This window comes from Caballeronia sp. NK8 (assembly GCF_018408855.1).
In the GTDB taxonomy this organism is placed as follows: domain Bacteria; phylum Pseudomonadota; class Gammaproteobacteria; order Burkholderiales; family Burkholderiaceae; genus Caballeronia.
Genome location: NZ_AP024324.1, coordinates 793,656 through 819,849, shown reverse-complemented (window position 1 = coordinate 819,849; position 26,194 = coordinate 793,656). Strand labels below are relative to the sequence as shown.

Annotated in this window: 19 protein-coding genes and 1 pseudogene; 7 read left to right on the top strand and 13 right to left on the bottom strand. The window is 58.7% G+C overall.

Going from position 1 to position 26,194, the window contains the following annotated elements; genetic code table 11:
* Positions 1–103 precede the first annotated feature (103 nt).
* Both NK8_RS25420 and NK8_RS25415 read right to left on the bottom strand, forming a co-directional pair.
* Positions 104–1,138 (bottom strand): aldo/keto reductase, encoded by a 1,035-nt coding sequence (locus tag NK8_RS25420; RefSeq protein WP_213230970.1) that lies wholly within the window; start codon positions 1,136–1,138, stop codon positions 104–106.
* A gap of 10 nt (positions 1,139–1,148) precedes the next feature.
* A complete protein-coding gene (locus tag NK8_RS25415) occupies positions 1,149–2,093 on the bottom strand; it encodes an SGNH/GDSL hydrolase family protein (RefSeq protein ID WP_225936414.1) in 945 nt (314 codons plus the stop codon).
* 794 nt (positions 2,094–2,887) lie between these two features.
* On the opposite strand from NK8_RS25415, the gene NK8_RS25410 reads away from it, so the two are divergent.
* A complete protein-coding gene (locus NK8_RS25410) occupies positions 2,888–3,742 on the top strand; it encodes a LysR family transcriptional regulator (protein WP_213230968.1) in 855 nt (284 codons plus the stop codon).
* A 196-nt stretch (positions 3,743–3,938) separates the two neighbouring features.
* On the opposite strand, the gene NK8_RS25405 is transcribed toward NK8_RS25410, so the two are convergent.
* From NK8_RS25405 to wecB, 8 genes are all read right to left on the bottom strand, one after another.
* Positions 3,939–5,426, bottom strand: a complete 1,488-nt coding sequence (locus NK8_RS25405) for an efflux transporter outer membrane subunit (protein WP_213230965.1) — start codon at positions 5,424–5,426, stop codon at positions 3,939–3,941.
* Positions 5,423–8,599 carry an efflux RND transporter permease subunit gene (locus NK8_RS25400; protein WP_213230963.1) on the bottom strand — a complete coding sequence of 1,059 codons (3,177 nt, stop codon included), beginning with the start codon at positions 8,597–8,599 and terminating at the stop codon, positions 5,423–5,425. The genes NK8_RS25405 and NK8_RS25400 overlap by 4 nt, the downstream gene beginning before the upstream one ends.
* Positions 8,596–9,837 carry an efflux RND transporter periplasmic adaptor subunit gene (locus NK8_RS25395; RefSeq protein ID WP_213230962.1) on the bottom strand — a complete coding sequence of 414 codons (1,242 nt, stop codon included), beginning with the start codon at positions 9,835–9,837 and terminating at the stop codon, positions 8,596–8,598. Before NK8_RS25395 ends, NK8_RS25400 begins: the two co-directional genes overlap by 4 nt.
* 329 nt (positions 9,838–10,166) lie before the next feature.
* Complete coding sequence (locus tag NK8_RS25390; RefSeq protein ID WP_213230960.1) at positions 10,167–11,798, bottom strand: FAD-dependent oxidoreductase; 1,632 nt, start codon at positions 11,796–11,798, stop codon at positions 10,167–10,169.
* A gap of 154 nt (positions 11,799–11,952) precedes the next feature.
* Positions 11,953–13,161: an acyltransferase gene (locus NK8_RS25385; protein WP_213230958.1), complete on the bottom strand. Its 1,209-nt coding sequence runs from the start codon at positions 13,159–13,161 to the stop codon at positions 11,953–11,955.
* Positions 13,162–13,345: 184 nt separating this feature from the next.
* Complete coding sequence (locus NK8_RS25380; RefSeq protein ID WP_213230956.1) at positions 13,346–14,617, bottom strand: VCBS repeat-containing protein; 1,272 nt, start codon at positions 14,615–14,617, stop codon at positions 13,346–13,348.
* Positions 14,610–15,344 (bottom strand): hypothetical protein, encoded by a 735-nt coding sequence (locus NK8_RS25375; protein WP_213230955.1) that lies wholly within the window; start codon positions 15,342–15,344, stop codon positions 14,610–14,612. Before NK8_RS25375 ends, NK8_RS25380 begins: the two co-directional genes overlap by 8 nt.
* Positions 15,341–16,564 carry a non-hydrolyzing UDP-N-acetylglucosamine 2-epimerase gene (gene wecB / locus NK8_RS25370; protein ID WP_213230953.1) on the bottom strand — a complete coding sequence of 408 codons (1,224 nt, stop codon included), beginning with the start codon at positions 16,562–16,564 and terminating at the stop codon, positions 15,341–15,343. Before wecB ends, NK8_RS25375 begins: the two co-directional genes overlap by 4 nt.
* A 661-nt stretch (positions 16,565–17,225) precedes the next feature.
* On the opposite strand from wecB, the pseudogene NK8_RS25365 reads away from it, so the two are divergent.
* Both NK8_RS25365 and NK8_RS25360 read left to right on the top strand, forming a co-directional pair.
* Positions 17,226–17,349: pseudogene (locus NK8_RS25365) on the top strand (IS3 family transposase); the annotation flags it as partial.
* Between the two features lie 316 nt (positions 17,350–17,665).
* Positions 17,666–18,118 carry an SRPBCC family protein gene (locus tag NK8_RS25360; protein ID WP_213230950.1) on the top strand — a complete coding sequence of 151 codons (453 nt, stop codon included), beginning with the start codon at positions 17,666–17,668 and terminating at the stop codon, positions 18,116–18,118.
* A gap of 15 nt (positions 18,119–18,133) precedes the next feature.
* On the opposite strand, the gene NK8_RS25355 is transcribed toward NK8_RS25360, so the two are convergent.
* The 3 genes from NK8_RS25355 to NK8_RS25345 all read right to left on the bottom strand — a co-directional run bounded on the left by NK8_RS25355 (position 18,134) and on the right by NK8_RS25345 (position 21,358).
* On the bottom strand, positions 18,134–19,096 hold the full coding sequence (locus NK8_RS25355; RefSeq protein ID WP_213230948.1) for a 3-hydroxyacyl-CoA dehydrogenase: 963 nt from the start codon (positions 19,094–19,096) through the stop codon (positions 18,134–18,136).
* 31 nt (positions 19,097–19,127) lie between these two features.
* The gene (locus tag NK8_RS25350) at positions 19,128–19,889 is read right to left on the bottom strand and encodes an SDR family NAD(P)-dependent oxidoreductase (RefSeq protein WP_213230946.1); all 762 of its coding nucleotides are present in this window, start codon (positions 19,887–19,889) and stop codon (positions 19,128–19,130) included.
* A gap of 74 nt (positions 19,890–19,963) precedes the next feature.
* On the bottom strand, positions 19,964–21,358 hold the full coding sequence (locus NK8_RS25345) for an MFS transporter (RefSeq protein WP_213230945.1): 1,395 nt from the start codon (positions 21,356–21,358) through the stop codon (positions 19,964–19,966).
* Between the two features lie 358 nt (positions 21,359–21,716).
* Between NK8_RS25345 and NK8_RS25340 the strand changes: the two genes are divergently transcribed.
* Genes NK8_RS25340 through NK8_RS25325 form a run of 4 tightly spaced genes read left to right on the top strand, consistent with a single transcriptional unit; the run spans position 21,717 to position 26,180 of the window.
* Positions 21,717–22,589, top strand: a complete 873-nt coding sequence (locus NK8_RS25340) for a CoA ester lyase (protein WP_213230943.1) — start codon at positions 21,717–21,719, stop codon at positions 22,587–22,589.
* Positions 22,586–24,013, top strand: a complete 1,428-nt coding sequence (locus NK8_RS25335) for an MFS transporter (RefSeq protein ID WP_213230941.1) — start codon at positions 22,586–22,588, stop codon at positions 24,011–24,013. Before NK8_RS25340 ends, NK8_RS25335 begins: the two co-directional genes overlap by 4 nt.
* Before the next feature lie 11 nt (positions 24,014–24,024).
* On the top strand, positions 24,025–24,918 hold the full coding sequence (locus NK8_RS25330; protein ID WP_213230940.1) for a CoA ester lyase: 894 nt from the start codon (positions 24,025–24,027) through the stop codon (positions 24,916–24,918).
* Between the two features lie 32 nt (positions 24,919–24,950).
* Positions 24,951–26,180, top strand: a complete 1,230-nt coding sequence (locus NK8_RS25325; protein WP_213230937.1) for a CaiB/BaiF CoA-transferase family protein — start codon at positions 24,951–24,953, stop codon at positions 26,178–26,180.
* The last annotated feature ends 14 nt before the right edge of the window (positions 26,181–26,194 follow it).

Below are 26,194 nucleotides of genomic sequence, written 5' to 3'. Positions count from 1 at the left end.
GCCAATCGCGATTTACTCGGTAGCTTGATTGCTCAAGATGTCCCGCACGGGCTTCATACGAAGGCGTCTGAACGAGCGGGACATTTTCTTGATGCGGTCGCCTTTAACAGAGTGGCGGGTTGAGTCGAGCGAAACCTTCCTGACGTTGATATGGGAAATAGGGATACGGTGCCGTCAGGCTGCTGGCACTGTCAAGTATCGCCATATGCTCTTGAGTCAAGGTCCAACCCACAGCACCGAGATTTTGGCGAAGCTGTTCTTCGTTCCGAGCACCGATGATGACGGAGCTGACGGTTGGCCGCTGGATGAGCCAGTTGATCGCGATCTGCGGTACAGTCTTACCCGTGTCCCGCGCTACGACCTCCAATGCTTCTGCAACGCGGTAGAGATGTTCGTCCTCCACCGGAGGGCCGAACGATGCCGTTGCGTGCAGGCGGCTGCCTTTCGGCAAAGGTTGGCCGCGCCGAAGCTTACCGGTAAGACGGCCCCAGCCCAGCGGGCTCCAAACCAGAGCACCGACCCCCTGATCTGCGGCGAGTGGCATCAACTCCCATTCATAATCGCGACCTAAGAGCGAATAATAAACTTGATGTGCGACGTAGCGGTTCCAGCTATTGTGGTCGGCAACCGCAAGTGACTTCATCACTTGCCAGCCAGAAAAGTTGGATACGCCTGTGTACAGGACCTTGCCGTCTCGCACGAGCTGATCCAGCGTGGAAACCACTTCTTCCACGGGCGTGCGTACGTCAAAAGCATGGAGTTGCAAGAGGTCGATGTAATCCGTCTGCAGGCGCCGCAGCGCGTCATCGACCGACTTGATGATCCGTGCACGCGAACATCCTGCGTCATTCGGGCCGTCGCCCATGGGCAGTCCCATCTTGGTAGAAAGCAGTACCGCCTGCCGACGCCCTTTTATTGCCTCACCGAGCACAGATTCCGATGCCCCGTTCGAATAGACATCGGCGGTATCGAACATGTTGACGCCAGCTTCCAGGCAGATATCCACAAGCCGTCGGGCTTCATCAGCTTCCGTTGTGCCCCAGGCTCCGAAAAGCGGTCCGCTTCCGCCGAATGTGCCTGCACCAAGGCTGAGTACGGGCACCTTCAGGCCAGATGCTCCAAGGTAACGATATTCCATATATAAATCCTTATTGGTGGGTTGTCGAATCGGGAACTCGGCGCTCGAAGAGCGAGTCCAGATTGACCGCATGTGCCATTGCGCGACAGCCCTCGTCGCTGGGATGAAGATGATCACCTCCGTCAAAGCATGGAAGAAGGTGACCGGGGCGTTCAGGGTCTTCAAGCAAGCGATCGAAGTCAATCGTTGCGTCGAAAGCGCCGCTATTGCGAATCCAGTCGTTGATGCGGCGTCGCAGATTGTCTTTTTCGATGCTGTAGTAGTTGTCTGCCATCGGGGTGTCAGGGAGCGCTCCCGCGAACGGCGTCAGGGTGCCACCGATCACGCGCAGATTCGCGGCGTGCGCATGCGCGATAAAGGTGCGGTACCCGATGAGCATCCGCTCGAATGTCATCGGAGGCTCCTCCGGAGAAAACGGCGTGCCCGGCCATGCGATGTCATTGATCCCAAGATGCAAAATGACAGCGCGGATTCCTGGCTGTCGGATGACATCGTTATCAAGTCTCGCGAGTGCATTCGCACCCATGCCGTCACTGAGCAAACGAGCGCCAGAAATGCCCGCGTTCACGACAGCGATGCCTCTGCACGACGCTCTTTCGGCCAGAAAGTCAGGCCAGCGAGCGTCATTATCTATACTAGTGTTAGCCCCGTCCGTTATGGAATCTCCAAATGCTGCCACAACTCCGTGAGCGTTGACGGCCTCGACAAGAAGGGCGGCCAAAAAGAGTCGCCGTTCAGTGGTTGTGCGTATCGTCGGGGCTACTGTCGAGAGTTGATCTCCAGATAGAACGTATCCTGTACGACGTCCGTCCCAATGAAAACTGCTGATAGGCGGAGACGCAACAAGCCTCAGGGAAACGGCAAGATCATCGCCTTGTTCGACGGGCAGATCGACCGGATCGCTAGTGAGACTTGCGTCCGGCGGGATGATCACGGATGCCTCGCCCCCGAACATCACACTCCTGTCTCGTCTTGCATCGATCTGGGCTCCGCGCACCGACGGAGCGACGCGCACAGCTTCCAGTGGGAGTGGATGCTTCCCATATCGGTTGCTTATAACGATTCTTATGCGACGACCGCCGTATCCCACGCGGATGATTTGCCGGATTGTAACGTCGTGCAAATTCGCTGGAATGTCGACGTCCAGAGGATAGTTGTGTGTCCACACAGGCTGAGGACTTGCAGTCCATGCTGGCGTCCATCGAATGTTTGAACACATGAGTTCAAGGGACTCGGTTGGGCTGTTGCTGGTGTCGTTCATGCGAGTCGGTTAGCAGATTCTTTGGCGCATATTTCAAAAAGGCTTCAGCAGTGGAGGCGAGCGAAGGTATGAAAATTTGTGAAATATGCATGCGGTCCTCATGATGAACCGCTTTACCGTTATATTCTAAAAAATGAATCACGCCGTTATGAGGCTGCAGCCGATGGCGACGGGAAGCGATAAACGGACGCATGTGGCGGCAGTAATGCACGGCAGACTCTTGCGAATCTGGTGCGCCATGTAAAGAAAGATAGATGCTTTAAATATCGAATATTGTAGAGATTAGTTAGTACTGTTTTGAATAATAAGATAAATGCACCGTAAAACTGATAAATCGTTTTTGATTCGATAATGGAGACTGGTTCGGATTATTTCGAAGACATGGAAAAATTATAGCTGCATGTATTTTAAGTATTAGACCTTCAGTGAGAAAAGCAATTGTGAACAGAAGACTGGAATCTCCGCACAACGTGGACAGAACAGATGAGATGACGGTTTTCGTGAGCGTCGTTGAACGAGGTGGATTCTCGCAGGCTGGACGCGCCCTGGGCTTATCGCCTTCCGGGGTGAGTAAGCTGATGAGTCGGCTGGAGCACAGGCTTGGAACCGCGCTTCTACGCCGATCGACGCGTCACGTAGGGCTTACGCCCGAGGGGGAAAAATTCTATGACCGGGTGCGACGCATTCTCGCCGATATCGAATTGGCAGAGCGTGAGGCGATCGGTACCAAGGTTCCGTCCGGTCGCATTCGGATAAACAGTTCTGCAAGCTATGTTGCTCACGTGCTCGCGCACATCTTGCGGAAGTTTCTCGGCGACCACAGCAATATCAGCATCGATATCACCCTGAGCGACATCGTTACAGATTTGTTTAAGGAGGGGTGTGATATCGCGATCCGGGCAGGCGAGTTATCAGCTTCCAATCTGACCGCGAGATCCCTCGGCGACACCCGTCTGATCGTGGTTGCTTCGCCGACATGGATCGACCGCCATGGAATGCCCGGAAGCATCGATGAACTCCTGGCTCAGGATCGCCTGGGATTCGTCCATCTGCGTGCCGGCGGAGAATGGCTTCAGGCGGGGGAGCCAGTACTCGAACGTGTGAGAGTGAGCGACGGTGAAGGCATTCGACGGCTCGCGCTTGCGGGAGTAGCGCCCGCGCGGCTCGCAGAGTTCACGATCCGAAGTGAACTGGCCTCCGGTCAACTTGTGCCGTTGCTTCCCGATTCGCTGCCGGTCAGGCGCGAACCGTTTCATGCAGTCTACGTAGGCAAGTCGGCCCAGCTCCCCGCTCGCCTCAGGCTCTTCCTGGACTACCTTACGGTCGAAGGAAGGGTTGGATGACAGACATGTCTCCCATGCTTCCCGTCACGCGCCAGAATTGAATGACTCGAAAGACCTTGAGCAGTGTGGCGCTGTCCTGCAATCGGCATTTCCGTATGGGGGCGCTCCGTGCGTCGATACGTGAGCGACTGCAATTGCCGTTGCACCCCTGCGGCTCAAGGTCTTCGGTCCATGAATGTGAGTTGGTCGAGACCGGCTACCTTCCAACTCCGGCGGCTTTGGAACTTCCATTGGATACAAGTGCACTCACTTGCGAGCAGCGTTCATCGCCGCAAGCTTCCCAGCCGCCGCCGATCGCCTTGTAAATCGCCACCGTATCAATATTGATCGCAGCCTCGGTTCGAGCCAATTCATCCTCGGCGGCAAGCTGGGTGCGCTGCGCGTCGAGCAGTTGCAGGAAATCAGTAGCGCCTCCCAAATAGCGGATGCGGGCAAGATCCGCCGCGCGTTTGCTCTGCTGAGTCTGCTCGACCAGTCTGTCCATCCGGACGCGTTCCTGGTTGTAGGCGACCAGGCCGTTGCTTACCTCCTCGAGTGCGCGCAGCACGGTTTGCTGATAGTTGGCCAGGGCGGCATCTGCACGCGCCTCACTGACATGCAGATTGGCCCGAGCCCGCTGCACATTGAGTCCGGACCAGCTAATGCTTGGTCCCAAAGACCACGCCAGCGAATTTGGCCCCCCGAATTGCCCGCCTCCGAAACCAGCGCCGGCGATGGTAAGAAAACCGATGAACCCGCCCAGTGAGACACGCGGGAAGAATTCGGACTTGGCTACGCCGATACGTGCATTCGCCGCTGCCAACTCGCGTTCGGCAATGCGAATATCAGGCCTGCGGGCCAAAACTTGTTCGGCTCCGCCGATCGGAAGACTGGTCAGAATCGGCCTGAAGCTTTTTGGCGAGAGGTCGATATCGAGGTCGCCTGGCCGTGATCCAAGAAGCACCGCCAAGCGAAACTGAGCGGCCTGCGCCTGAGTCTCCAGCAAAGGCACCTGAGCCTCGACCCCACTCAGGCGGGAAGCGGCGCTCGACACGTCCTGCTCGGAACTGCGTCCAACTTCATAACGTGCACGGATCAGCTTCAAGGTATCGCGTTGATTTTCGATATCGCGCTGCGCGATGTTCATCCGAAGCTGGGTCCCGCGCAACACGAAGTAGTTGCGCGCTACTTCGGCGATCACCATGACTTGGGCATCCCGCAGCGACGCTTCGCTGGCCTGCAGATTGGCTTCGGAGACCTCCACCGCGCGACGGATGCCGCCGAACAGATCCAACTCCCAGCTTGCATCGAAGCCGAGCTGGGCCGTCTCTATGGTCTTCGGAGTGGGGCCGAGACCCACCAGTTGTTCACGACTACGCTGCAGGGCACCTACAGCGTCCACGGTGGGTAGCTGATGAGCTTCGGTGCCTCTCAGCAGCGCACGCGATTCGCGCACACGAGATAAGGCGATGCCCAGGTCAAGACTGTCTTGCATGGCTCGCTGGATCAGGGCATCCAGGATCGGGTCGCCAAACTGTTTCCACCAGGCCGCCTCGAACGGGGAGCTATTTTGCATGGACGCGTCGAAACCGTGCAGCGTTTTTACCGGTGCAGGAGCCGGTGACTGATAATCCGGTCCGATGGTTACACAACCGGCCAAAGCCAACAAAGTCGTTAGCGCGGTGAGGCAGAAGACGTTTCTCATTGGTGCTCTCCCACGGCGAACGCGGTTTTGTGCTGATGCGCGCGGCGCTCGACCCAACTGCGCAGGACGACATAGAAAAGCGGCGTATAAAGCAGACCGAAAAACGTCACGCCAAGCATGCCGGCGAACACAGCTACGCCCATCGGATGGCGCATTTCCGCTCCGGCGCCGTGCGATGTGACCAATGGAACCACGCCCATGATGAAAGCGATCGATGTCATCAGAATCGGACGGAGGCGGAGGCGGGCGGCCTCGAGCACCGCCTGATGACGGTCCATTCCTTCGATCTGGGCTTCGCGCGCGAACTCGACAATCAGAATTGCGTTCTTGCAGGCCAGGCCTACGAGGACGATCAAACCAATCTGGGTGAAGATGTTGTTGTCACCTTTGGTAAGCCATACACCGGTGATTGCAGAAAGCAGCACCATCGGCACGATCAGGATCACCGCCAGCGGGAGTGAAAAGCTTTCATACAGGGCCGACAGCGCCATGAACACCAGCAGTACACACAGCGGAAAGATCAGGATTGCGGTGTTGCCGGCCAAAATCTGCTGGTACGCAAGCTCCGTCCACTCGAAGCTCATACCATTGGGCAGATTCTCGTTGAGCAGTTTCTCCATCGCCGCCTGGGCTTGACCGCTGCTATAGCCGGGACCAGGGCCGCCGTTGATCTCCGCGGTCGGAAAGCTGTTGTAGCGCATGGCGCGTTCGAGGCCGGCAGTCCGGCGAACATTGATGAAGGATCCCAAAGGCACCATCTCGCCTTGTGCGTTGCGCGTTTTCAGACCAGCGATGTCCTCAGGCTCGTGACGAAAGCTCGGCTCCGCGGAAACGTTCACCTGGTAAGTGCGTCCGAAGCGATTGAAGTCATTCACGTAGAGTGAGCCGAGATATGCCTGCATGGTTTCTGCCACGTCGGAGAGATCAACACCCTGAGCCTTGGCCTTTTCGCGATCCACGTCGATATCGATCTGCGGCACGTTCGCTTGAAAGCCGCTGAAAAGCGGAGTCAGCTCAGGGAGCGCGGCCGCTTTCTGGATGATTGTGGCGAGCTGTTTCTGCATTTCGGCGTAACCCAGCCCGGCACGATCCTCGATCTGCACGCGGAAGCCTCCGATGGTACCGAGCCCTTGAACCGACGGAGGGGGAACGACCACAATGCTGGCGTCCTGGATCGAGGCGAACTTCTTGTTCAAGGAATCGATGATTGCGCTAGCGGAGAGCGAAGGGTCGCGACGCTCTTCGAACGGCTTCAAGATCAACGGCACAATGGATGAATTAGTACTATTGGTGAAGTTGCTCGGCGACAATCCTGAAAAGGAAAAGACCTCCTGTACGCCGGGCTGTTTGGCGGCAATCTCGCTCACGCGCCGGGTTATCTCTTCTGTGCGGTCTTGTGATGCTCCGTTTGGAAGCGAGATGAGTGTCATGACAAACAGTTTGTCTTGTGCGGGTATGAATCCAGTGGGCACCTTCATGAACCCAAAGGCGGCCAGTGCGACCAGGCCTGCATATAACGTCAAGCTGATCTTTCCACGGCTCAGCATGACTCGCACACAGCGCACATACCGGTTTGTGGCGCCGGCAAAAAACCGATTAAACGGGCGAAACAGCCAGCCGAACAGGCGCTCCATCCATACGCTCACTGCGTCCTTCGGGGCGTCGTGCGGCTTCAGCAGCATCGCCGCGAGCGCGGGACTCAATGTCAGCGAGTTGAACGCGGAAATCACCGTGGAGATCGCGATGGTCAGAGCAAACTGGCGGTAGAGCTGTCCGGTGAGACCGCTGACAAAGGCGGCAGGCACGAACACCGCGCATAGCACCACACCGGTTGCTACGATCGGACTCGTTACCTCCTGCATAGCCTGGCGACTTGCGTCCCGCGGGCTCAAGCCCGATGCTATATGCCGCTCAACGTTTTCCACGACCACGATTGCGTCGTCGACCACGATTCCGATTGCCAGGACGAGGCCGAACAATGACAACGCGTTCAGGGAAAAGCCCACCACATACATGACCGCGAAGGTGCCGATCAGCGACACCGGCACGGCAATCAGCGGAATGACAGAGGCACGCCACGTCTGCAGGAAAAGAATCACCACGAGAACGACCAACAGGATCGCTTCGAACAAAGTGCGCACCACAGCGGCGATCGAGGCACGCACGAAGATCGTGGTGTCGTAGTCCATGCGGTACTCCAATCCCTGAGGAAAGTCTTTCTTCAGGCGTTCCATGGTCGCGCGTACTTCGTCGGCGACATGGATCGCGTTGGCGCCGGGGCGCTGACTGACCGGCATTGCAATAGCGGGTAGTCCATTGAGGGTCGCGCGCAAGGCGTAGGTATCGGCGCCCAGTTCGACTTGCGCAACGTCGCGCAGGTGAACGACGCCGTCGTCGAGACCCTTGCGCACGATGATGTCGCGGAATTGTTCTTCGTCGATGAGCCTGCCCTGGGTGTTCACGCTCAGTTGAAAGGCCGAACTACCAGAATTGGGCGGCATATTCAGCGACCCTGCGGCTACTTCCACGTTTTGCTCACGGATTGCGCGAACCACATCGCCGGTGTTCAGTTTCAGCGCGGCCATGCGGTCGGGGTTGAGCCAGATACGCATGGAGTATTCGCCGGAGCCGAAGAAGATCACCTGGCCTACGCCATCGAGACGTGACAACTCGTCCTTCACATGCACCCGGGCGTAGTTGGCCAGATAGAGTTGATCGTAGCGTCCGTCTGGCGAAACCAGGTGCACTACCAAGGTCAGATCTGGCGAGCTTTTTTCCGTGGTGACGCCAAGTCTTTGCACTTCCGCAGGTAGTTTCGACAATGCCTGAGCAACGCGATTCTGCACCTGCACTTGAGCGACATCCAGATTGGTGCCCAAGGCGAACGTCACCGTCAAGGTCATCTGGCCATCGCTTGTTGATTGCGACGACGTATAGAGCATTCCCTCCACACCGTTGATCTGCTTTTCAATCGGAGTCGCGACGATCTGGGCAATCGCTTCGGGGCTGGCGCCAGGATAGTGAGCCGTCACGATCACTGTCGGCGGAACAATTTCCGGATACTCGCTGATCGGCAGTTTGAAGGCTGCCACGGAGCCGGCAATCACGAGCAGGACAGAAAGTATTCCGGCGAAAATGGGCCTGTCGATAAAGAAACGGGGAATGTACTTCATTGCTTGCGTACCTCCGCTGGTGCCGATACTTTCGCTAGCACGGAAGACGCGACAGGAGGCTTAGCCGTCGCTTCAATTTCGGCTTGGTCAGCTTTGGCGAGGTTGACGGTCATTGTGACGGGTACCGACGTCACCTTGATACCGGGACGAACGCGCTGAATGCCGTTGACAACGATGAGGTCGTCGCGACGGAGACCATCTTTGATTACGCGCAGACCAGCAAACAGAGGTCCAATCTCGACTCGCCGGTAGTTCACCTTGTGGTCCGCGTCGACAACGAACACGAACTTGTTGCTGAGATCCGTGCCTATTGCGCGATCGTCCACGAGCATGGTCGATTGGCGTTTTCCGCCATCCAGGCGTAGGCGAACGTACAGTCCGGGGGTGTAGGCGCCGTCAGCGTTGTCAAATACCGCACGCAAGCGGATAGTGCCGGAAGACGTGCGCAACTGGTTATCGACGAAATCGACGCGACCGGGATGCTGGTACCCCGTCTCGTCAAGCAGCGCCATAGCCACTTGCACACCGGCGGCTTTACCAACTTCCTGTCCGTGGGCGCGCAAGAGGCGCAAGTAGGCTTGCTCATCCACATCGAAATAGGCGAAGATCGGATTCACACTAACCACGCTCGCCAGCACGTCGCTACTGGTAACGAGATTGCCCTTGGTGATCAACGCATTGCCGACGCGGCCATCGATGGGTGCGCGGACCTGCGTATAGCCGAGATTCAGTTGAGCCGCGGTCAGGGCAGCCACCGTTGCGGCCACTTGGGCCTTCGCACTTTGCGCGGCCGTAACCAACCGTTCGGCTTCCTCATGCGACACGGCGTGCTGTTCGAGCAAGCGCTCTGCGCGAGATGCGTTGGCTTGAGCAAGCGCCAGCTCAGCACGGGCCTGGACGAGGTTCGCGGAGATGCGGTTGACTTCCGCTTGGTATGGGCCTGGATCAATCTGGAAGAGAAGCTGATTCTTTTTCACGAGAGTGCCTTCCTGAAAGTGCACGGAATTGATGTAGCCGTTCACTCTCGGGCGGAGCTGCACCGTATCCGTCGCTTGCAAATGACCGGTGAAGTGATCGGTCTCGTCTACGTCGCGAATCACGCCGTGTGCAACGCTGACTTCCGGCAGAATGTCAGCCGCTTCTGAAGCATCAGGTCGGGCGCCACGGGCGTGCAACAAACCCCACGCACCGCCGGCGACCAAGATTGCTGCAAGAAGCAAGATCAGTCGCTTATTCATAACTCATCTCACTGAGAATCATCATCTCAAACTTTCTAAAATTCATTGTCGGTACGAATAACGGTGGTCTAGCGGTTAGATATCCCGTGCAATTTGAAAAATGCTCGAGCGCTTTTCAAGCGAGTCGGGTCGGCGGGGCCTTTGAGCCCTCATCACTATTCATGGATGTGCGCGGCGCGCGCCTAACGTAGTCGGACAGTCGAATTGAGCGGACGGAACCCAAATCGATCGAATTAAAAGCGAGTTCCGACAAGCATGAACTTGGGGACCTGCTTCCAGGCATACAACGCGACCCATCGGACTTCGGTGTCTATTGATTTGAATTCCGACTATGCCTTTAAGGGTTCGATAGAAAGTGAGTGCCGGAAGAAATTCCTGGGATCCCACTTGGTCTTCACCGCCTGAAGCCGACGATAATTTCCCTTGAAATAAAGCTCTGACCACGGAACGCCAGAAGTATTGAAATTCGGATCACTGACGTCTCTATCAGGATAATTGATGTAACATCCGTCTGCCTGGTCATTCGGAACCGGTACGCCACCAGTCTCGGAAAAAAACTCAGAATAGAGGTTTCGCAGCCAGCCGAGATAAAATGCGTCTTCGCTTTCAGATTGCCAAAATGTCTGGAAACACATCTTAAAAACAGAAGTTCGTTGAACGTTTGCTGTATCTTCAGGCTTCATCGCGTTTACCTGACCACCAAACGAGAACAAGACGAGCATCGTGTCTGGATTGTTGAAATCGTCGCGAGTCATAGCCTTGTAAAGGGTATCGACCTGCTTCGGGGTAAAATTTCGCTTCATGTAAGCGGATTTGTGTCCACCGCGCGAAGTTGGATTGGTGATGGTCGGATTATTCGTACCAACGAGCCGGGTAGCCTGCAACCAAGGCAACCGGGTCGGTGCAAAGTGATTCGGCAGAGCGCGAATCTCCCCGATGGGCTTGGTCGTGGGCCTAGGCACAATGCTCGTCCCTTCGAGAATCGCGTTCATGTAATCCGTAAGCAGCTTTTCTGGATTAGGGATAGTTGCGTCCACCTGCGTGAACATGCCCATGGACCCGGTTGCTCGCGGACTAACGTTGAACAGACTTGATAGTCGAGCATAAGGCGAATCCGGCGCGCTATTCTTCTCGTGCCACGCGCCGAAGTTCAATAAAATCCTGGAGAAGTCAGCGGCAGTCATGTCGTTCCAGTCAAACGACACAGCGCTGACCAAAACGGTTGACGGAGGAGAAATAAGCGGCTTTGATCGATCGGGCGCTTGTGCTTCCGGCGAGCGAAACCAATATTTTGTGACGACGCCAAAGTTGCCTCCTCCGCCGCCCGTATGGCCCCACCAAAGATCCCGATTCGGATCATTTTTGTCACGCGAGGCACGCACGAGTCGCGCTTTTCCCATCTGATCGACGACGACCACTTCCACCATCCAGAGATGATCCACCACCAAGCCGTGTGCCCTGGACAGGAGGCCGTATCCACCACCGGCGACGTGCCCGCCGGCGCCTACGCTATAGCAAATTCCGCCCGGTATAGTCACGCCCCAACCCTTGTAAAGGCGCTCGTAGACGTCCATCAAATGAGCACCCGGCTCGACAGCGAATGCCATCGCGTCCCGATCGAAATAGACATTTCGCATTTCCGACATGTCCAAGATCACCTGTACAGAGGGGTTACAAACGAAATCCGCAAAACAATGGCCACCGCTGCGGATCGACACGCGCTTGTTCGCCGAAACTGCTTCCTGAACCGCGAGCCGAGCATCTTCGGACGAGCGGATCATGCGTACATAGTCAGGTTTGGCAACAAATCGCTGGTTGTTTCCGCTAACGAGATCCGGAAAACGAGAATCTTCCGATCCGATCCGAGCTCCTCGTTCAAACTCAGAACTCGACACCTCCTTCGACTCGACCGACCTGGTGAAGACGGCTCCCGCCCCAACTGTTGCAAGACCGGCTTCCATGAACTTTCGTCTATTTATAGTCATGAGTATTCCTTATCGATATCAGTTAATCTCAGCCCTCGGGGAGGGTGCGTTCACGGTATTGCTTGAATCCCAGCAGCGCCTCGGTTCAGAGGCTTGGAAGTTCTCTAATACGCGTACTTCATTGCGTCGCTTAAACGGGCTTCAGAGGATCCAGTTCCTTCTTCAGATCCGGCCTGATTTCGCGTCGGCTACGTCCCCAGCGCCGCATGGCAGGCCTTTCGATCGCGGTATAGAGAAGCCATCCTGCAAACAGCGTTAATACAAAACTGCAGGCAATTAGCCCTACCGACGCCCACATGCTGTAAGTTCCGTCGAGCAGTGTTCTTAGGTAAAAGATGGTGATACCCTGACAGATATAAAACCCGAACGAAACATCTCCGAGCTTTTGCATCGTCTTGTGCCTGAGCAGAAATAAATATTTTCCTTTGAAATCTGCCGTCGCTGTGGCGCAGATTAGAGCAGCGATTGGGATTATTGTGATCGCGTTCAAGCCGTATATGAAAGGCACGAATTTGGCGGCGACGGCGCTCGCGATGATAAGACATGAGGAGGCTAGAATCCCGAGCCGGGGCCAGAGCCCTAACATTACGATTCTCGCGAGCAGGGCGCCCAATATAAAGTCGAAGATCCGGGTAACCGGAAAAATATAGCCGAACCAAAACTGATCCGCGGATATTGGGGTGATAGGTGACTTAGGGTAATTGGGAATGAGCGCGTCGTTGATGAGCGGGATCGCGAAGATTACTGCTGTCACTGCCGCGATCCAGGCCCATATGGCTCTTCCAGAAAGAGGCGCAAGTCTTCTGATCAAAAACGGGAATGCTAGATAGAACAGCATGTCCACGCACAAAGACCAGGCGGGCGGATTAACGCTAACATATACGTTCGATTGCGGAAAGAACGCGTGAATCAGTAGGGTGTTCTTTATTGCTGTAGATATGGGCGTGTAGTTCCAGGAAAATAGAACTAAAGCAAGCAGTGAGATGACCAGATGATTGGGGTATATTTTTACAATTCTTCTCTTCCAGAATAACCATTTCGACTCGGTAAATGGATATGCCGACCAGGTAATGATGAATCCAGTGAGAATGAAGAAAAATGATACGCCCATGTAGCCGAGCTGAGCGAAGACGAAGGCAAACCAATCCGCCGCTTGCTGATCTTTAAATGGATTGACTGTCAGGTTTGGTGGAATTGGTGAATTCACCACAGATACATGAAAGAGAAAGATCACGAGAGAGCCGATAAACCGCATGCCCGTCAGACTGGGCAGAGACGGCAGTCTTCCGCTTCTTCCGATTTTTGCGCTTGGCTCCGAGACCTTCGGTAGCGTGGTCATCCGTGTTACCTCTTTTTTGATTTATGAATTGACGCAATGATTTTCTCGCCGCGTGTCGACCTCCTGGTTTGCGTCGTCAGTCGGGCAGCAAAATCGCGCTCTACACTGCTCAAATTTTTGCCTCGATGCCTCCACCCCGCCCAAGAAAGCGCGCCACACGCACTAGACGGGGTGATATTTCTGGTTATTTGTTGCCCCTTCGGTCCTGGGTAGAAGAAAAAGTGTTCAGGTGTACTGCAACCCGGGCCTGTTTCGCGACGAAATATTTTGGAACGGAATAAGCGATCGTTGCGAAGTCGAGGCGACCATCGCCATTAAAATCTGCGACCGCGATTCGAGCTACTGATTCGTCTGAGACGCGCCATCTGGTGAAGATGCCGTTGGTTACGTCAATCGCCTTATAGTAAAAAACGCCTTGCCATGGCCATGGTCCTCGAAGCGCCACGAGAAATTCATCCTCACCGTCACCGTCAAAGTCGGCGCATACGATCTGGTGACCTGGGCCTTCTCCACTTTCATTTGGATCGCCAAAGACGTCAAGGATGAAACGTTTCCATTCGGCCTTCTCGGGCGCCTGCCCAAGGGACTCCTTAACATAGACTGCTACCGTGTTGCCGTGAAATGGCTCAACAGCAGCAACGTAAGCAAAAGGGTCCGTTCCGATGCGACCGACATCGAGATCGCCGCTGCCGCGGAATCCGGTCGTTTCAAACTGAGTACGTTCTCCTTCACCGATCAGAACCGATTTCCAACCTTCCGCTTCTGCATCGTAATATAGCCAGGTCACGCCCTCGTCAGATGCAAGCAGAAGCGAATCTCGATCTGAGCCTGAGATCAGGCCTCGCTTCTTTTCCGCGCCGTGTACAAGACGAAAGCAACTGTCGTCTATTGTCGATTTCGTCCATTCAGAGGCAGAGGAAACATTCTCGGGTTCGGAAAATAGGACAATCGGCAAGAGCGAATGGATATTTCCGTGCGGAACAATCGGAACGCCGGCTATCTCGAGACGCTTCTCTTGAGTGAAATGCCCTGCTCGGAGCCGGTGCATGCCCGTGGTACGGCCGACGTAATGTCGGGTCCAACGACGGCCTGCCGCCAAGTCCAGGCCGGGGTTTTCAATCCAATCTATCTTGCCGCCCGTTGGATTGGCGTCGTAAAGGGTGCCGCCGGCTCCATAGAGGTCGTAACAGACGATGATGTCCGGATAACCATTTCCGGTCACGTCAGCGTAGTCTCCTCCAACTGGCATATTAATGCCATCGACAACAAGATGTCGCTTCCAGCTTTCGTTTTCGTACCAATAGATCTCGCCTAGCGAGAGTCCATAGCCGAACAGATCGGGCTTTCCGTCCTGATTGATGTCGGGTGCTTCAAGCCAATAGCCATCCCGGAGTTGATCTGCAACGATGATCTTCTCAAACGTTGGAATCGGGAGCGTAGGGAGGCCGTCACGCATGTTCATTGCCATTTTTTAGTGGGTGATATTCAATCGCAAGCCAGATGCAGTCTGACTCTGCGAAGTACTGATGCCACGGATAAATAAAAGCGCCTTCATTATTTACGACGCAAAACGGACGTTCGGTTGTTGCACCGGGAGCAAGGGCAACGGCCGCATACAGACTCGCGTGATTCTGCGAATGGAACTTCTGCATGTGACCTACGCCAACGATTTGCGAATGAATCTCGATGAACGAATGCTCGCGATGAATCAGGCAGTCTGTTCCCGCTGGAGCGAACCAGAGATTGGCGACGACGCTGAACCGTTCGTAATGGGCCGTTGAACTCGGGTTTTCATCTGCTGCGTGGCTTAGTGCGGCGGTGTTGAGCAGTACCTCCCCGATCGTATCCCGAGGCGAACTCCAGAGATTAATCCGCTGGTCGCCACCGCAGAACTGCGTCCAGTTTGGGTCTTTTATGATGTCCCTGGGCCGCAAGTCGGCGGAAGGTGAAAGCAAGAGAAGATTCGGCGAGGCATCGACCACGACATCTTGCAGTTGGATGGAGGACATGGAAGGGAGGGGCTCGCGTTTCCATCCCTCTACATTCATCACGTTTGCGTTTGCATTTACGACGATAGCTTGTCCTTTGAGAAGAAGTGGACCATTGCCCAAAGTCACAAATGCCCTGAGCCGATCGCTTGAAAATGCAAGCGGTCGCCATTCGCATTGGCCGTCAATGTTCAAAGAATCGCTCCAGCAAAATTCTGGATGGTGTCGACACCGCCTACCTGAGTGAAGCGTTCTGAGTTTGCGCGAATGCTGGGACTTCTCCCGGTATAGGCTTCGGCAGCCGACCCCTTGCCGAAGAAATGTGCTATTGCATCGAGCACCCGAGCGGAGGCGGCTCCATCGCCATAGGGACAACCTCCGGAGACGAATCGCTCGTAGACTGCTTCATTGAACAGAACAGCGCTGACTTCCTCGACGATTTCCTCTTTGCTTCGTCCGACGAGCTTGGCCGACCCGGCAGAGATCGCTTCCCCGCGCTCGCTGATATCACGGAGCACCAAGGTCGGTTTGCCTAGCGCCGGTCCCTCCTCCTCCGCGCCGCTGCTGTCCGAAAGTATTAGATCAGCACGCAGCATCAGTCGCACAAATCCCAAGTAGGGTAGTGGCTCGAGTAATGTGACGTTTTGAAGGCCATCGAGTCTCGAACGAAGTGCCTTGCGTACGACCGGATTTTTATGGACGGGGACCACCAGTCGCACGTTTGGCAGCTGCGCGACTTCTGCCATTGCGTCGGCAAGCATATGGAGCTTGGGCCAGGACTCTCGACGATGCGTCGAGGCCAATACGACGCGGCGCGGATCGTTCTCTATTTCGTCCAGCACCGGATCGTGATAGCCCCTCGCCTTAGGCACACAACTGAACAATGCGTCGACAACGGTATTTCCCGTGATTGCGATGCGATTGGGAGCAATTCCCTCGTGAAGCAGATTGAGATAATTTCCAGCAGTGGGCGCGAGATGATACGAACTGATCTGCGTGACGAGTCGCCGATTACCCTCTTCGGGAAATGGGGAGTCGAGCCGAGTGCTACGTAATCCCGCTTCAAGGTGAATGACGGGAATCTTGTTTTGAAAGCCGAAGATTGCCCCGGCGACGGTACTTGCGGTATCACCATGAACAATGATCGCGTCAAGTTCGCACATTAACGGCAATTCTGCCAAGCCGTGCAGAATGCGTTCGGTAACTCCAGAAAGTGTTTGTTCCGGTCGCATCACCTTAAGATCGGCGGCAGGTACGATTCCGAAAATGTCCAGCGCGGAATAGAGCATTTCCGCGTGCTGGCCGGTCGAAACCAGGAGGGGCTCGAACCTCGCATCGTTTTCCATTGCCAGGATTGGGGGCGCGCATTTGACTGCCTCGGGTCGAGTGCCAATGACATATCCTATTTTTAGCATATCTTATTATCCTCATTGTGAAACTACGTCTTGCTTTTTTTCAAACACAGTCACAACAACCGGATTTCTCCTATTGGGCCACCGTCGTCGCGTCAGATCGGTTTAAGAGTTATTCAGACAGTTCTTGTGTTATGCTTATTTTTACGCCGGACTCAAAAGGGGAGTCATCGTTAAAAATCTCGTGAAGTAAAAAGCAACGGGAGATTTCCTAAAAATTTGTTTGCATCGAAAAACTTCAAGCAAGCATTCCTCGATGATGTAGAAACTTCGGCATGCTTGTTATAAATTGGTAATCCTTAGTAACATGGTTGATATTATCGAATATCGTAACCGTCTTTGATATATTTGGCAGGAACAACACCTTTGACATAGCGGCATAGCTGCTTATTGATCTACCCTGGGAAACCATCTCGTCCGGCGCCATCTGCTCCAAACCTTTTGGGAACGGAGCTGACTATTGGAAAACGAAGTAATACTAGTATCTCAGATAAAGACTAGTTAAATTGATTGATGCATGTAGTATCGGTGTTGATGGCACGAACTAGAACGGGGCGACGAGAAGGTACAACAATGGCTTTGCGAGCCCGATTCGCGTTGGTGTGCTAAGGGCTTTTGCCCTCGAAAATCGAGGGCCTTGGTGAGCGTCCAGTTTCACGCGAGGATAAACAAGAATACGAGCAAGAGGAAACGGGCATGAGTTCAAGCTGGAGGCGGTTCGACTGTTAAAGGCCGACCAGAGCGTTGCCGCGGTGGCGACGACGCTGGACGTGTCGACGCAGTCGATTTCCGACGTCGAAACCTCGTGGGGTGCATCGGGTTCCGGCGACCGCGCTCGCGGAAGAGGCCAAGACGCTCGAAGCGCTGCGGTATCAGGCGACAGTCCGAAACGCTTGAAGAGCGAAGCGGTGCTTGCCGTCAGCGCGGAAGAAGGCAACGTCCTTCGCGTCGCAGCGGAAAACGTGTCGGGTGTGAACGGCGTCATGACGCACTTCGGGCTTCCGAAGGACTAGCGTTTTCCCTGATCCTGCCGATGTCGATTCCGGCATCGGCGCATCGTCGTGGAAGTGTGTCCAACTCATTCCATCGAAAGGCGAACACACCATGACTACGACCACCGGTACCGTCCGACTTCACCGCGTGCTGCGCGCGACGCCCGAGCGCATCTATCGCGCCTTCCTCGAACCCGACGCGATGGCAAAGTGGCTTCCGCCCTACGGGTTCACCTGTCAGGTCCATCAGATGGAAGCGCGCACGGGCGGCACGCACAAGATGTCCTTCCGCAACTTCAGCACCGGCCATAGCCACTCGTTCGGCGGTGAGTATCTCGAACTGGTGCCGTTCGAAAAGATCCGCTACACGGACCGCTTCGACGATCCGAACCTGCCCGGCGAGATGCACGTCACCGTCTCGTTGCGGCAGGTGTCCTGCGGCACCGAACTCAACATCGTGCAGGAAGGCGTGCCCGACGTCATTCCCGTGGAGATGTGCTATCTCGGCTGGCAGGAGTCGCTGGTTCAACTGGCGCGACTGGTCGAGCCGGAAATCCCCGACTGACGTCAGACCGCGACGCTAGCGGTTGTCTGCGTCTTTCGCGCGTACGGCGGCGAACGCCATCAGCCGTTCGTCGCGCCAGTCGCGGCGCGCGGCGAGTGCATCGGCGGGGAGATGGGCGCGCCGGTCGCGTTCGACGCGCGCGATCAGCGCGTCATCCCACGGACCGTCTTCCGTGCGCGAGCGGGCGATGGAGTGATAAAGCGGCCCCAGCCGGTTCGCATAATCGGCAACCCCGCCTGGCGCATTCAGATCGATCGTCTCGAACGGGCCCATGAAGGACCAGCGCCAGCCGAGCCCGTCGCGCACGGTCTTGTCGATGTCCTCGCAACTCGCGATGCCGTCGCGCTGAAGCGCCCACGCTTCACGCAGCAGCGCCGCCTGCAGGCGGTTCAGCACGAAGCCCTCGATCTCCTTGCGCACATGCACGACGCTCTGGCCGATACCGCGCATGAGACGCTCCGTGAAGGCGATCGTGTCCGGCGACGTCTGTGTCGACGGCACCAGTTCCACCACCGGCACGAGATAGGGCGGATTGACCGGATGCGCGATCAGCACGCGCGGCGAGATCGTCAGGTCGTTGGCGAAGTCGGACGCCTTGATGCCCGAGCTCGAACTGCCGATGACGACATGCGCGTCGGCGAGCTCATCGAGATCGAGCATCAGTTGCCGCTTCACGTCGACGCGTTCGAGCACGGATTCCTGCACGTAGGCCGCGCCGTCGATGGCTTGCGCGAGCGAGTCCGCGAGCGTGAGCCGCGCGGCGACGGCTTCGGGCGCTTCATCGATCAGTCCATGCCGATGCAGCGCCGCGATCTGGTTCGCCGCCCACGGCAGCGCCGCCGATGCGGTGTGCGGATTGGCGTCGTAGATCCGCACGTTCAGGCCCGCGCGCGCGAATGCGATGGCCCATCCCGCGCCCACGAGGCCCGCGCCGACCACCGCCACCGGCTGGCCGGAATTCACTTGCGATACGTTCATCGTCTTTCCTGCTTCTATTGATTGATGTGTGTCAGGCGGCCGTCCAGCCGCCGTCGAGCATGAGCGCGCTGCCGGTCATGAGCGTCGATGCGTCGCCGGCGAGAAACACGATCGCGCCCATGACTTCCTCGACGCGTCCCACGCGGCCGAGCGCGATCCGTTCCGTGACCCATTCGCGAAAGCCGGGCGCATCGAACATGCTCGCCGTGAACGCGGTCTCGATGAAGGTTGGACAGACGGTGTTCACGCGAATGCCATGCGGCCCGAGTTCCCACGCGAGCGCCTTCGTCATGCCTTCGATCGCGTGCTTGGACGCGCAATACACCGTGCGCTTCGGACTGCCGACATGTCCCATCTGCGAGGACACGTTGATGATCGAGCCCGCGATACCTTCGCGCAGCATGCGCTTGGCCACCGCGCGCGATACATGAAAGACGGCTTTCACGTTGAGATCGAGAATGGCGTCGATGTCTTCGTCCGTCACATCGACGAGCGGCTTCGGGCGATTCATTCCCGCGCAGTTCACGAGGATGTCGAAAGGCCCGGCTTCGTCGATCGCCGCGTTCACGGCGCGCGAGTCGGTCACGTCGAGCACGATGTGGCGGCTCTGGCCGCCTTCCGCGTCGATCTGCGCGCAGGCGCGTTCGAGCTCATCCGCCGATCGCGCGGCGAGCGTCACGCTCGCGCCCGCCTGTGCGAGCGCGGCGGCTGCCGCGAGACCGATGCCGCGTCCCGCGCCCGTGATCAGCGCGCGTCTGCCCTGCAAGGAAAACCCCGGCGCCCGTGGCAGCATGCACTCTCCCGTTAGTGATCGACTGGAACGACGCCAAGCGTAGCGAGCCGCGAGCGTCATCGCTTGCATACCTGTTATGCGGGCGAGTCGGTCAGCGCTTCGCTTGCGATGTTCGCGTCGGCTGGCTTTTGCGGTTGCTTGCCGCGCGCGAAGGTGGCCGCTGGCAAGCACAGCACGAGCACGCCGGTGCACATCAGCACGAGGCCGAGCGCATACGTGCCGTTGTTGATGCTGCCGGTCATCTGCTTCATCAGGGTGGTGATCCACGAACCCGCGATGCCGGAGAGACTGCCGAACGAGTTGATCATCGCGAAACCCGCTGCCGCGGCCGTGCCGGAAAGCAGGCTGCCCGGATACGTCCAGACCACCGGCGTCAACCCCAGCACACCCGATGCCGCGAAGCACAGACAGACGATCGCGACCGGCACGTTGTTGGCGAAGACCGCGCTCAGGATCAGCCCCGCGCCGCCGACGAACGCGGGTATCGCAGCGTGCCAGCGGCGCTCGCCGGTCTTGCTCGAATGCCACGCGTTGAAGAGCATGGTCGCGGCGGCGAACACGAACGGAATCGCGGTGAGCACGCCGATATGGAACGTGTCCTTCACGCCGGATTCGCGCACGATCGAGGGCAACCAGAACGACAAACCGTACCAGCCCGTCGCATACGTGAAGATGATCCCCGCGCAGATCCACACGCGATAGTCGCGCAGCGCCGCGCCGAAATGAAACTCCTTGTGCGCGCTTTCGGTGGCGACGTTCCTTTCGAGCAGACGCTTCTGCGCATCGGTGAGCCAGCGCGCCTGACCGATCTTGTCGGTGAGGCCGAAGTACACGAGGAACGCGAGCGCCATCGCCGGAATGCCTTCGATCATCAGCATCCATTGCCAGCCGCTGTAGCCGAGCCAGCCGTGCGACTGCTGCATCAGCCAGCCCGAAAGCGGACCGCCGAACACGAGACTGGTCGGCAGCGCGAGCAGCAGCCCGAAGGTCACCTTCGTCTGCCGATCGGAAGGAAACCAGTAGTTGATATAGAGCAGCACGCCGGGATAGAAACCCGCTTCGCAACATCCGAGCAAGAGACGCAGGATGTAGAACATGGTCGCGTTCTGGATGCCGAACAGATGCGCGAGTTCGGCGGTGAACATGGTGCCCGCCGAGATGAGACCCCACGTCAGCATGATGCGCGCGATCCATCGCCGCGCGCCGACCCGGTGCAGCACGATGTTGCTCGGAATCTCGAGCGCGATATAGCCGATGAAGAACATGCTCGCGCCGAGCGCGAACGCCGAATCGTCGATCTTCAGGTCGCCGAGCATCTGCAGCTTCGCAAAGCCGATGTTGACGCGATCCAGAAACGAGAACGTGTGGCAAAGAAACAGGATCGGCGCGATGCGCCATAGCAGCTTCTTGTACAGCTTTTCTTCGTCGACGGAACGCGCGGACGCGCCGTCGATTGCATCGATGCTCATGGAATGTCTCCTGTGATTCAAGGCGAATGAAACGGGTGTCCCGCTCTTGGGCGGCGGGTCGATGTTTCGTGAAGCGTATTGAGAGCGCGGCGCGCACGCTTGAATACCTGTTATGCATCGGCTGCATATCGCGATCACGGCGGCAAACGGCAAAGCCTTGCGCGGCGGGCGTTGCGGCGATTGGCGCGACATCGGCGGCGAGCGGATTCCGGCGCGTTTACCCCTATCGTCCGACTGTCGACAGTTTGACAGAATGAATTAAAGACTCGCTGACAACGTCGCGGCGGGCTTCTTCAGGAGACGATCGAATGCTCTTTCGCGTGCTCTTAGTCCCGTCACGAACGCAGCGGAGGCCGCGATGACGCGCGCCCTCTCGCACCGGATCCGCCGCTCGATGCTGATCACGCCCGCGCATCGTCCCGACCGCATGGCGGGCGCGATGAAGCTCGCGGTCGATTCGTTCGTCTTCGATCTCGAAGACGGCGTGCCGCCTGCGCGCCGCGACGAAGCGCGCGCGAATCTCGCGAAGCTGATGCCGACGCTCGATTTTGGCGGAGGCGAACGCGTCGTGCGTATCAACGCGGTGGGCACGGCGGAGTGTCAGCGCGATCTCGACGCGATCCCGTTCGCGCATTGCGATGCGCTGCTCGTGCCGAAGGTCGAAGCGCCGGACCAGTTGCGCTGGCTCGACGACGCGCTCGCCCGACACGACGCCTCGCCGCAACTCATCGTCACGCTGGAAACGCCGCGCGGCGTGCTGAACGCGCTCGCGATCGGCGATGCGTCGGCACGTTGCTGCGCGTTCTTCTTCGGCTCCGGCGACTACACGATGCAAACCGGCGCCGCGATCACGCCGACCGCGTTGCTGTGGGCGCGCTCGACGATCGTCGCGGCGGCGGGCGCGATCGGCTGCGACGCCATCGACGCGCCGTATCTGCACGGCCTGCGCGATCCGCACGGCACGCACGAGGACGCGTTGCGCGCGAAGGAACTGGGCTTCAGCGGCAAGGTCGTGTTCCATCCCGCGCAGGTCGATGCGGTCAACCGCGCCTTCACGCCTACCGATGCGGAGACCGCGCGCGCCCGTCGCATCGTCGATGCATTCGAAGCGGTGAAAGCGAGCGGCGAGGGCACGGCCATCGTCGATGGCGAATTCGTCGCGATCGATCTCGTTCCGCGCATGCAGCGCATGCTCGACGTCGCGGCGTTCGCACAAAGGAGAAGCTCATGAAGCAGGCAACGCTGGCGTCGTATGACGAGGCCGAGGTGCGCGCCGTGGCCGATGCGCCCACGTCCGCGCTGAACATCGCGGGACGGCTGGAACGGCTGCCGCTCGCGCGCTTTCACTGGGTGCTGTTCGCGATCCTGGGCGTTGCGATGTTCTTCGACGGCTACGACCTCACCGTGACCGGTTTCGTGATTCCGGCGCTGCACAAGCACGGCTGGCTCACGCCGGCGACCACGGCGACCTTCATCTCGGTGCCGCTCGTCGCGGCGGCGTTCGGCTCGATCGCGGCGGGCCTGCTCGGCGACCGCATCGGACGGCGGCGGCTCTTTCAGGCGACCGTGCTTGCGTACAGTCTATCGAGCGTCGGCTGCGGCCTCGCGACGAGCTACGGCATGCTGCTCACGTTTCGCACGATCAACCTCTTCGCGATCGGCACCGTGACCGTCACCGGTTACGCCTATCTCAACGAGTTCACGCCGAAGCGCTATCGCGGACGCTTCCAGTCGGCGGTCGCGCTACTGCTGAACGGCGGGCTGCCGTTCGGCGCGCTGATGGCCCGGCTCATCGTGCCGAACACGGATGTCGAAGTGGGCTGGCGCATCCTGTTCCTGCTTTCGGTGATTCCCGCGCTGCTCGTGTTCGCCAACAAGCGGCTGTTGCCGGAATCGCCGCGCTGGCTCGCATCCGTCGGGCGCGACGAGGAAGCCGCGCGCGTGCTCGACGCCATCGAAGCGACGATCGTGCGTCAGGGCAAGCCGATGCCGGACGCCGAACCCGGCCGCGAACCGGCGCGCCATCTCGGCTGGGACGCACTGTTTTCGCCGCTCGTGCGCGGCCGCTTCGCGCTGGCGATCGTGTTCAACGTCTGCCATCTCACCGGCCTCTTCGTGCTGATCAGCTGGCTGCCGACGCTATTCGTCTCGCGCGGCCTCACGCTCGGCAACACCTTCACCTTCGCCGCGGTGAGTTTCATGGGCGGCTTTCTCGGGCCGCTTCTCGGCATCGTGCTCGCGGATCGCATCGAGCGGCGCTGGGCGCTCGTCGCCGCCGCGCTGGTCGCCGCCGCAGCCGGCGTCGCCTATGCGCAGCAGACCTCGCCGTCCGGCCTGATGATCACGGGCCTGATCCTCGTCACGGCGATCTTCTTCATCTCGTCGGTCGGCTTCGCGACGTACATCCCCGAAATTCTCCCGACCGGCGTGCGGCTGCGCGGACTCGGCACGGCCGCGCTGATCGGACGCCTCGCATCGGCCGTCACGCCGTTCGCCGTCGCGGCCGCGCTGCTCACGTTGAAGAACCCGTTCTATGTCGTGTCGTCGGTGGGCATCGCGTATGTCGTGATGGCGGTGCTGCTCGCCGCGCTCGGTCCGAACGTGCGCGGCAGGTCGCTCGAAAGTCTTGAGTCCGGATTGAATCAGAAATCTTGAGGAGCTATTCGATGGCGCTGTCCCGCACCTTCCTGTTCGTCCCCGGCAACCACGCGCGGCGCGTCGAGAAAGCGCTCGCCGCCGATGTCGACGCCGCGATCCTCGATCTCGAAGACGCCGTCGCCGCCAGCGAGAAAGTCGCGACGCGCGCGCAGGTCGTCGATGCGCTGCAGCGCGCGCATCGGGCGCGCGGTTACGTGCGCATCAACGCGCTCGACACCGAGTACGCATTCGGCGATCTGCAGGCGGTCGTCGCGCGTGGCGTGGACGGCATCGTGCTCCCGAAGCTCGAATCGGTCGAGCAACTGCATACGGCGGACTGGCTCATCGCGCAGATCGAACGCGAGCGTGGCCTCGACGCGAACTCGGTCGAACTGATGCCGATCGTCGAGACGGGCGCGGGCTTCGCCGTCATCGATGCGCTGTGCCACGCGGCTGCGCAGCGGGTGCAGCGCCTCAGGCGCTTCGCGTTCGGCGCGGGCGACTTCTGTCTCGACATGAACCTCGTCTGGAGCGACGACGAGTTCGAGCTCCAGACCTACCGCAGCGCGCTCGTGCTGGCGTCGCGCGCGGCGGGACTGCAGGCGCCGGTCGACACCGTATGGGTGCGTCTGGACGACGCCGACGGTCTCGCGCGCTCGGCCGCCCGCGCGCGCGGCATGGGCTTCCAGGGCAAGTTGTGCATCCATCCGGCGCAGTGCGATGCGGTCAACCGTGCGTTCTCGCCGACCGCTGCCGAGATCGGCCACGCGCGCGCCGTCGTCGAGGCGTTCAGGCGCGCGGAGGCCGAAGGCGTCGCGTCGATCCGGCTGGACGGCGCGTTCATCGATTACCCGGTCGCGTACCGCGCGCAACGCGTGCTCGACTTCGCCGCGCAGATCGACGCGCGCGCGAACGCGGCCTGAATCTGTTCGACCATCTGAATCGGAGAATCGGCATGACTGCTTCATCGTCCGCATCAACGACGCGCACTGTTCGTCCCCTCGACGGCATCCGCGTGATCGACGTATCGAGTTTTCTGGCGGGACCGTTCTGCTCGACGCAGCTCGGCGAATTCGGCGCGGAGGTCATCAAGGCCGAGCTGCCCGACGTGGGCGACGCGCTGCGCCGCTTCGGATCGATGACGAAAGCGGGCGTCACGCTGCCGTGGCTCTCGGAATGCCGCAACAAGAAGTCGATCACGCTCGATCTGCGCAAGCCCGGCGGCGCGGCGCTCTTGAAGAAGCTCGTCGCCGATGCGGACATCCTCGTCGAAAATTTTCAGCCGGGCACGCTCGAAAAATGGGGCCTCGGCTGGGACGTGCTGCATGAAGTGAATCCGCGGCTCATCATGGTACGCATCTCGGGTTTCGGGCAGACCGGGCCGTATCGGGATCGACCGGGCTTCGGGCGCATCGGCAATGCGTTCGGCGGGCTGTCGTTTCTCGCGGGCTATCCGGACCGGCCGCCGGTCACGCCCGGCTCCGCGACGATTCCCGACTACATGGCCGGCCTCTACGGCGCGCTCGGCGCGCTGCTCGCGATCCAGGCGCGCGAGCGCACGGGCGAAGGGCAGTTCGTCGATATCGGCCTGTACGAGCCGATCTTCCGCATCCTCGACGAACTCGCGCCGTCGTATCAGCAGAACGGCTTCGTGCGTCAGCGCATGGGTCCGGGCACGGTGAACGTCGTGCCGCACAGCCACTATCCGACCAAAGACGGCCGCTGGATCGCGATCGCCTGCACGAGCGACAAGATCTTCGCGCGCCTCGCCGAAGCGATGGAGATGCCCGAAGTCGCGGGCGCCGGCAAGTGGGGGCATATTTCGGGCCGCGAGCGCGATCGCGCGGAGGTGGATCGCACCGTGGGCGAATGGACCGCGCAGTTTTCGCGCGACGAAGTGCTCGCGCGCTGCGAGCAGTTTCAGGTGCCGTGCGGTCCGGTGTATGGCGTCGACGAAATCTTTGAAGACCCGCAGTACGCGGCGCGCGAGAACATCAAATACATGCAGGACGAGCGTATCGGCGAGCTCGCGATACCGAACGTCGTGCCGCGTCTTTCCGCGACGCCGGGCGGCGTCGACTGGCTCGGGCCGGATCTGGGCGAGCACAATGACGAGGTCTATCGCGGCTTGCTCGGCCTCGATACCGAACAGCTCGCGACGCTCAGGGAGGAAGGGTCGATCTGATAAGATTCCGCTTC

Bases quoted from the DNA above. Each gene is read 5' to 3' on its own strand.
- NK8_RS25355 (WP_213230948.1), bottom strand. From the start codon at position 19,096: ATGAACGTATCGCAAGTGAATTCCGGCCAGCCGGTGGCGGTGGTCGGC.
- NK8_RS25360 (WP_213230950.1), top strand. From the start codon at position 17,666: ATGACTACGACCACCGGTACCGTCCGACTTCACCGCGTGCTGCGCGCG.
- wecB (WP_213230953.1), bottom strand. From the start codon at position 16,564: ATGCTAAAAATAGGATATGTCATTGGCACTCGACCCGAGGCAGTCAAA.
- NK8_RS25395 (WP_213230962.1), bottom strand. From the start codon at position 9,837: ATGAATAAGCGACTGATCTTGCTTCTTGCAGCAATCTTGGTCGCCGGC.
- NK8_RS25325 (WP_213230937.1), top strand. From the start codon at position 24,951: ATGACTGCTTCATCGTCCGCATCAACGACGCGCACTGTTCGTCCCCTC.
- NK8_RS25415 (WP_225936414.1), bottom strand. From the start codon at position 2,093: ATGTTCGGGGGCGAGGCATCCGTGATCATCCCGCCGGACGCAAGTCTC.
- NK8_RS25350 (WP_213230946.1), bottom strand. From the start codon at position 19,889: ATGCTGCCACGGGCGCCGGGGTTTTCCTTGCAGGGCAGACGCGCGCTG.
- NK8_RS25340 (WP_213230943.1), top strand. From the start codon at position 21,717: ATGACGCGCGCCCTCTCGCACCGGATCCGCCGCTCGATGCTGATCACG.
- NK8_RS25345 (WP_213230945.1), bottom strand. From the start codon at position 21,358: ATGAGCATCGATGCAATCGACGGCGCGTCCGCGCGTTCCGTCGACGAA.
- NK8_RS25335 (WP_213230941.1), top strand. From the start codon at position 22,586: ATGAAGCAGGCAACGCTGGCGTCGTATGACGAGGCCGAGGTGCGCGCC.
- NK8_RS25410 (WP_213230968.1), top strand. From the start codon at position 2,888: ATGACGGTTTTCGTGAGCGTCGTTGAACGAGGTGGATTCTCGCAGGCT.
- NK8_RS25385 (WP_213230958.1), bottom strand. From the start codon at position 13,161: ATGACCACGCTACCGAAGGTCTCGGAGCCAAGCGCAAAAATCGGAAGA.
- NK8_RS25390 (WP_213230960.1), bottom strand. From the start codon at position 11,798: ATGGAAGCCGGTCTTGCAACAGTTGGGGCGGGAGCCGTCTTCACCAGG.
- NK8_RS25400 (WP_213230963.1), bottom strand. From the start codon at position 8,599: ATGAAGTACATTCCCCGTTTCTTTATCGACAGGCCCATTTTCGCCGGA.
- NK8_RS25420 (WP_213230970.1), bottom strand. From the start codon at position 1,138: ATGGAATATCGTTACCTTGGAGCATCTGGCCTGAAGGTGCCCGTACTC.
- NK8_RS25405 (WP_213230965.1), bottom strand. From the start codon at position 5,426: ATGAGAAACGTCTTCTGCCTCACCGCGCTAACGACTTTGTTGGCTTTG.
- NK8_RS25380 (WP_213230956.1), bottom strand. From the start codon at position 14,617: ATGCGTGACGGCCTCCCTACGCTCCCGATTCCAACGTTTGAGAAGATC.
- NK8_RS25330 (WP_213230940.1), top strand. From the start codon at position 24,025: ATGGCGCTGTCCCGCACCTTCCTGTTCGTCCCCGGCAACCACGCGCGG.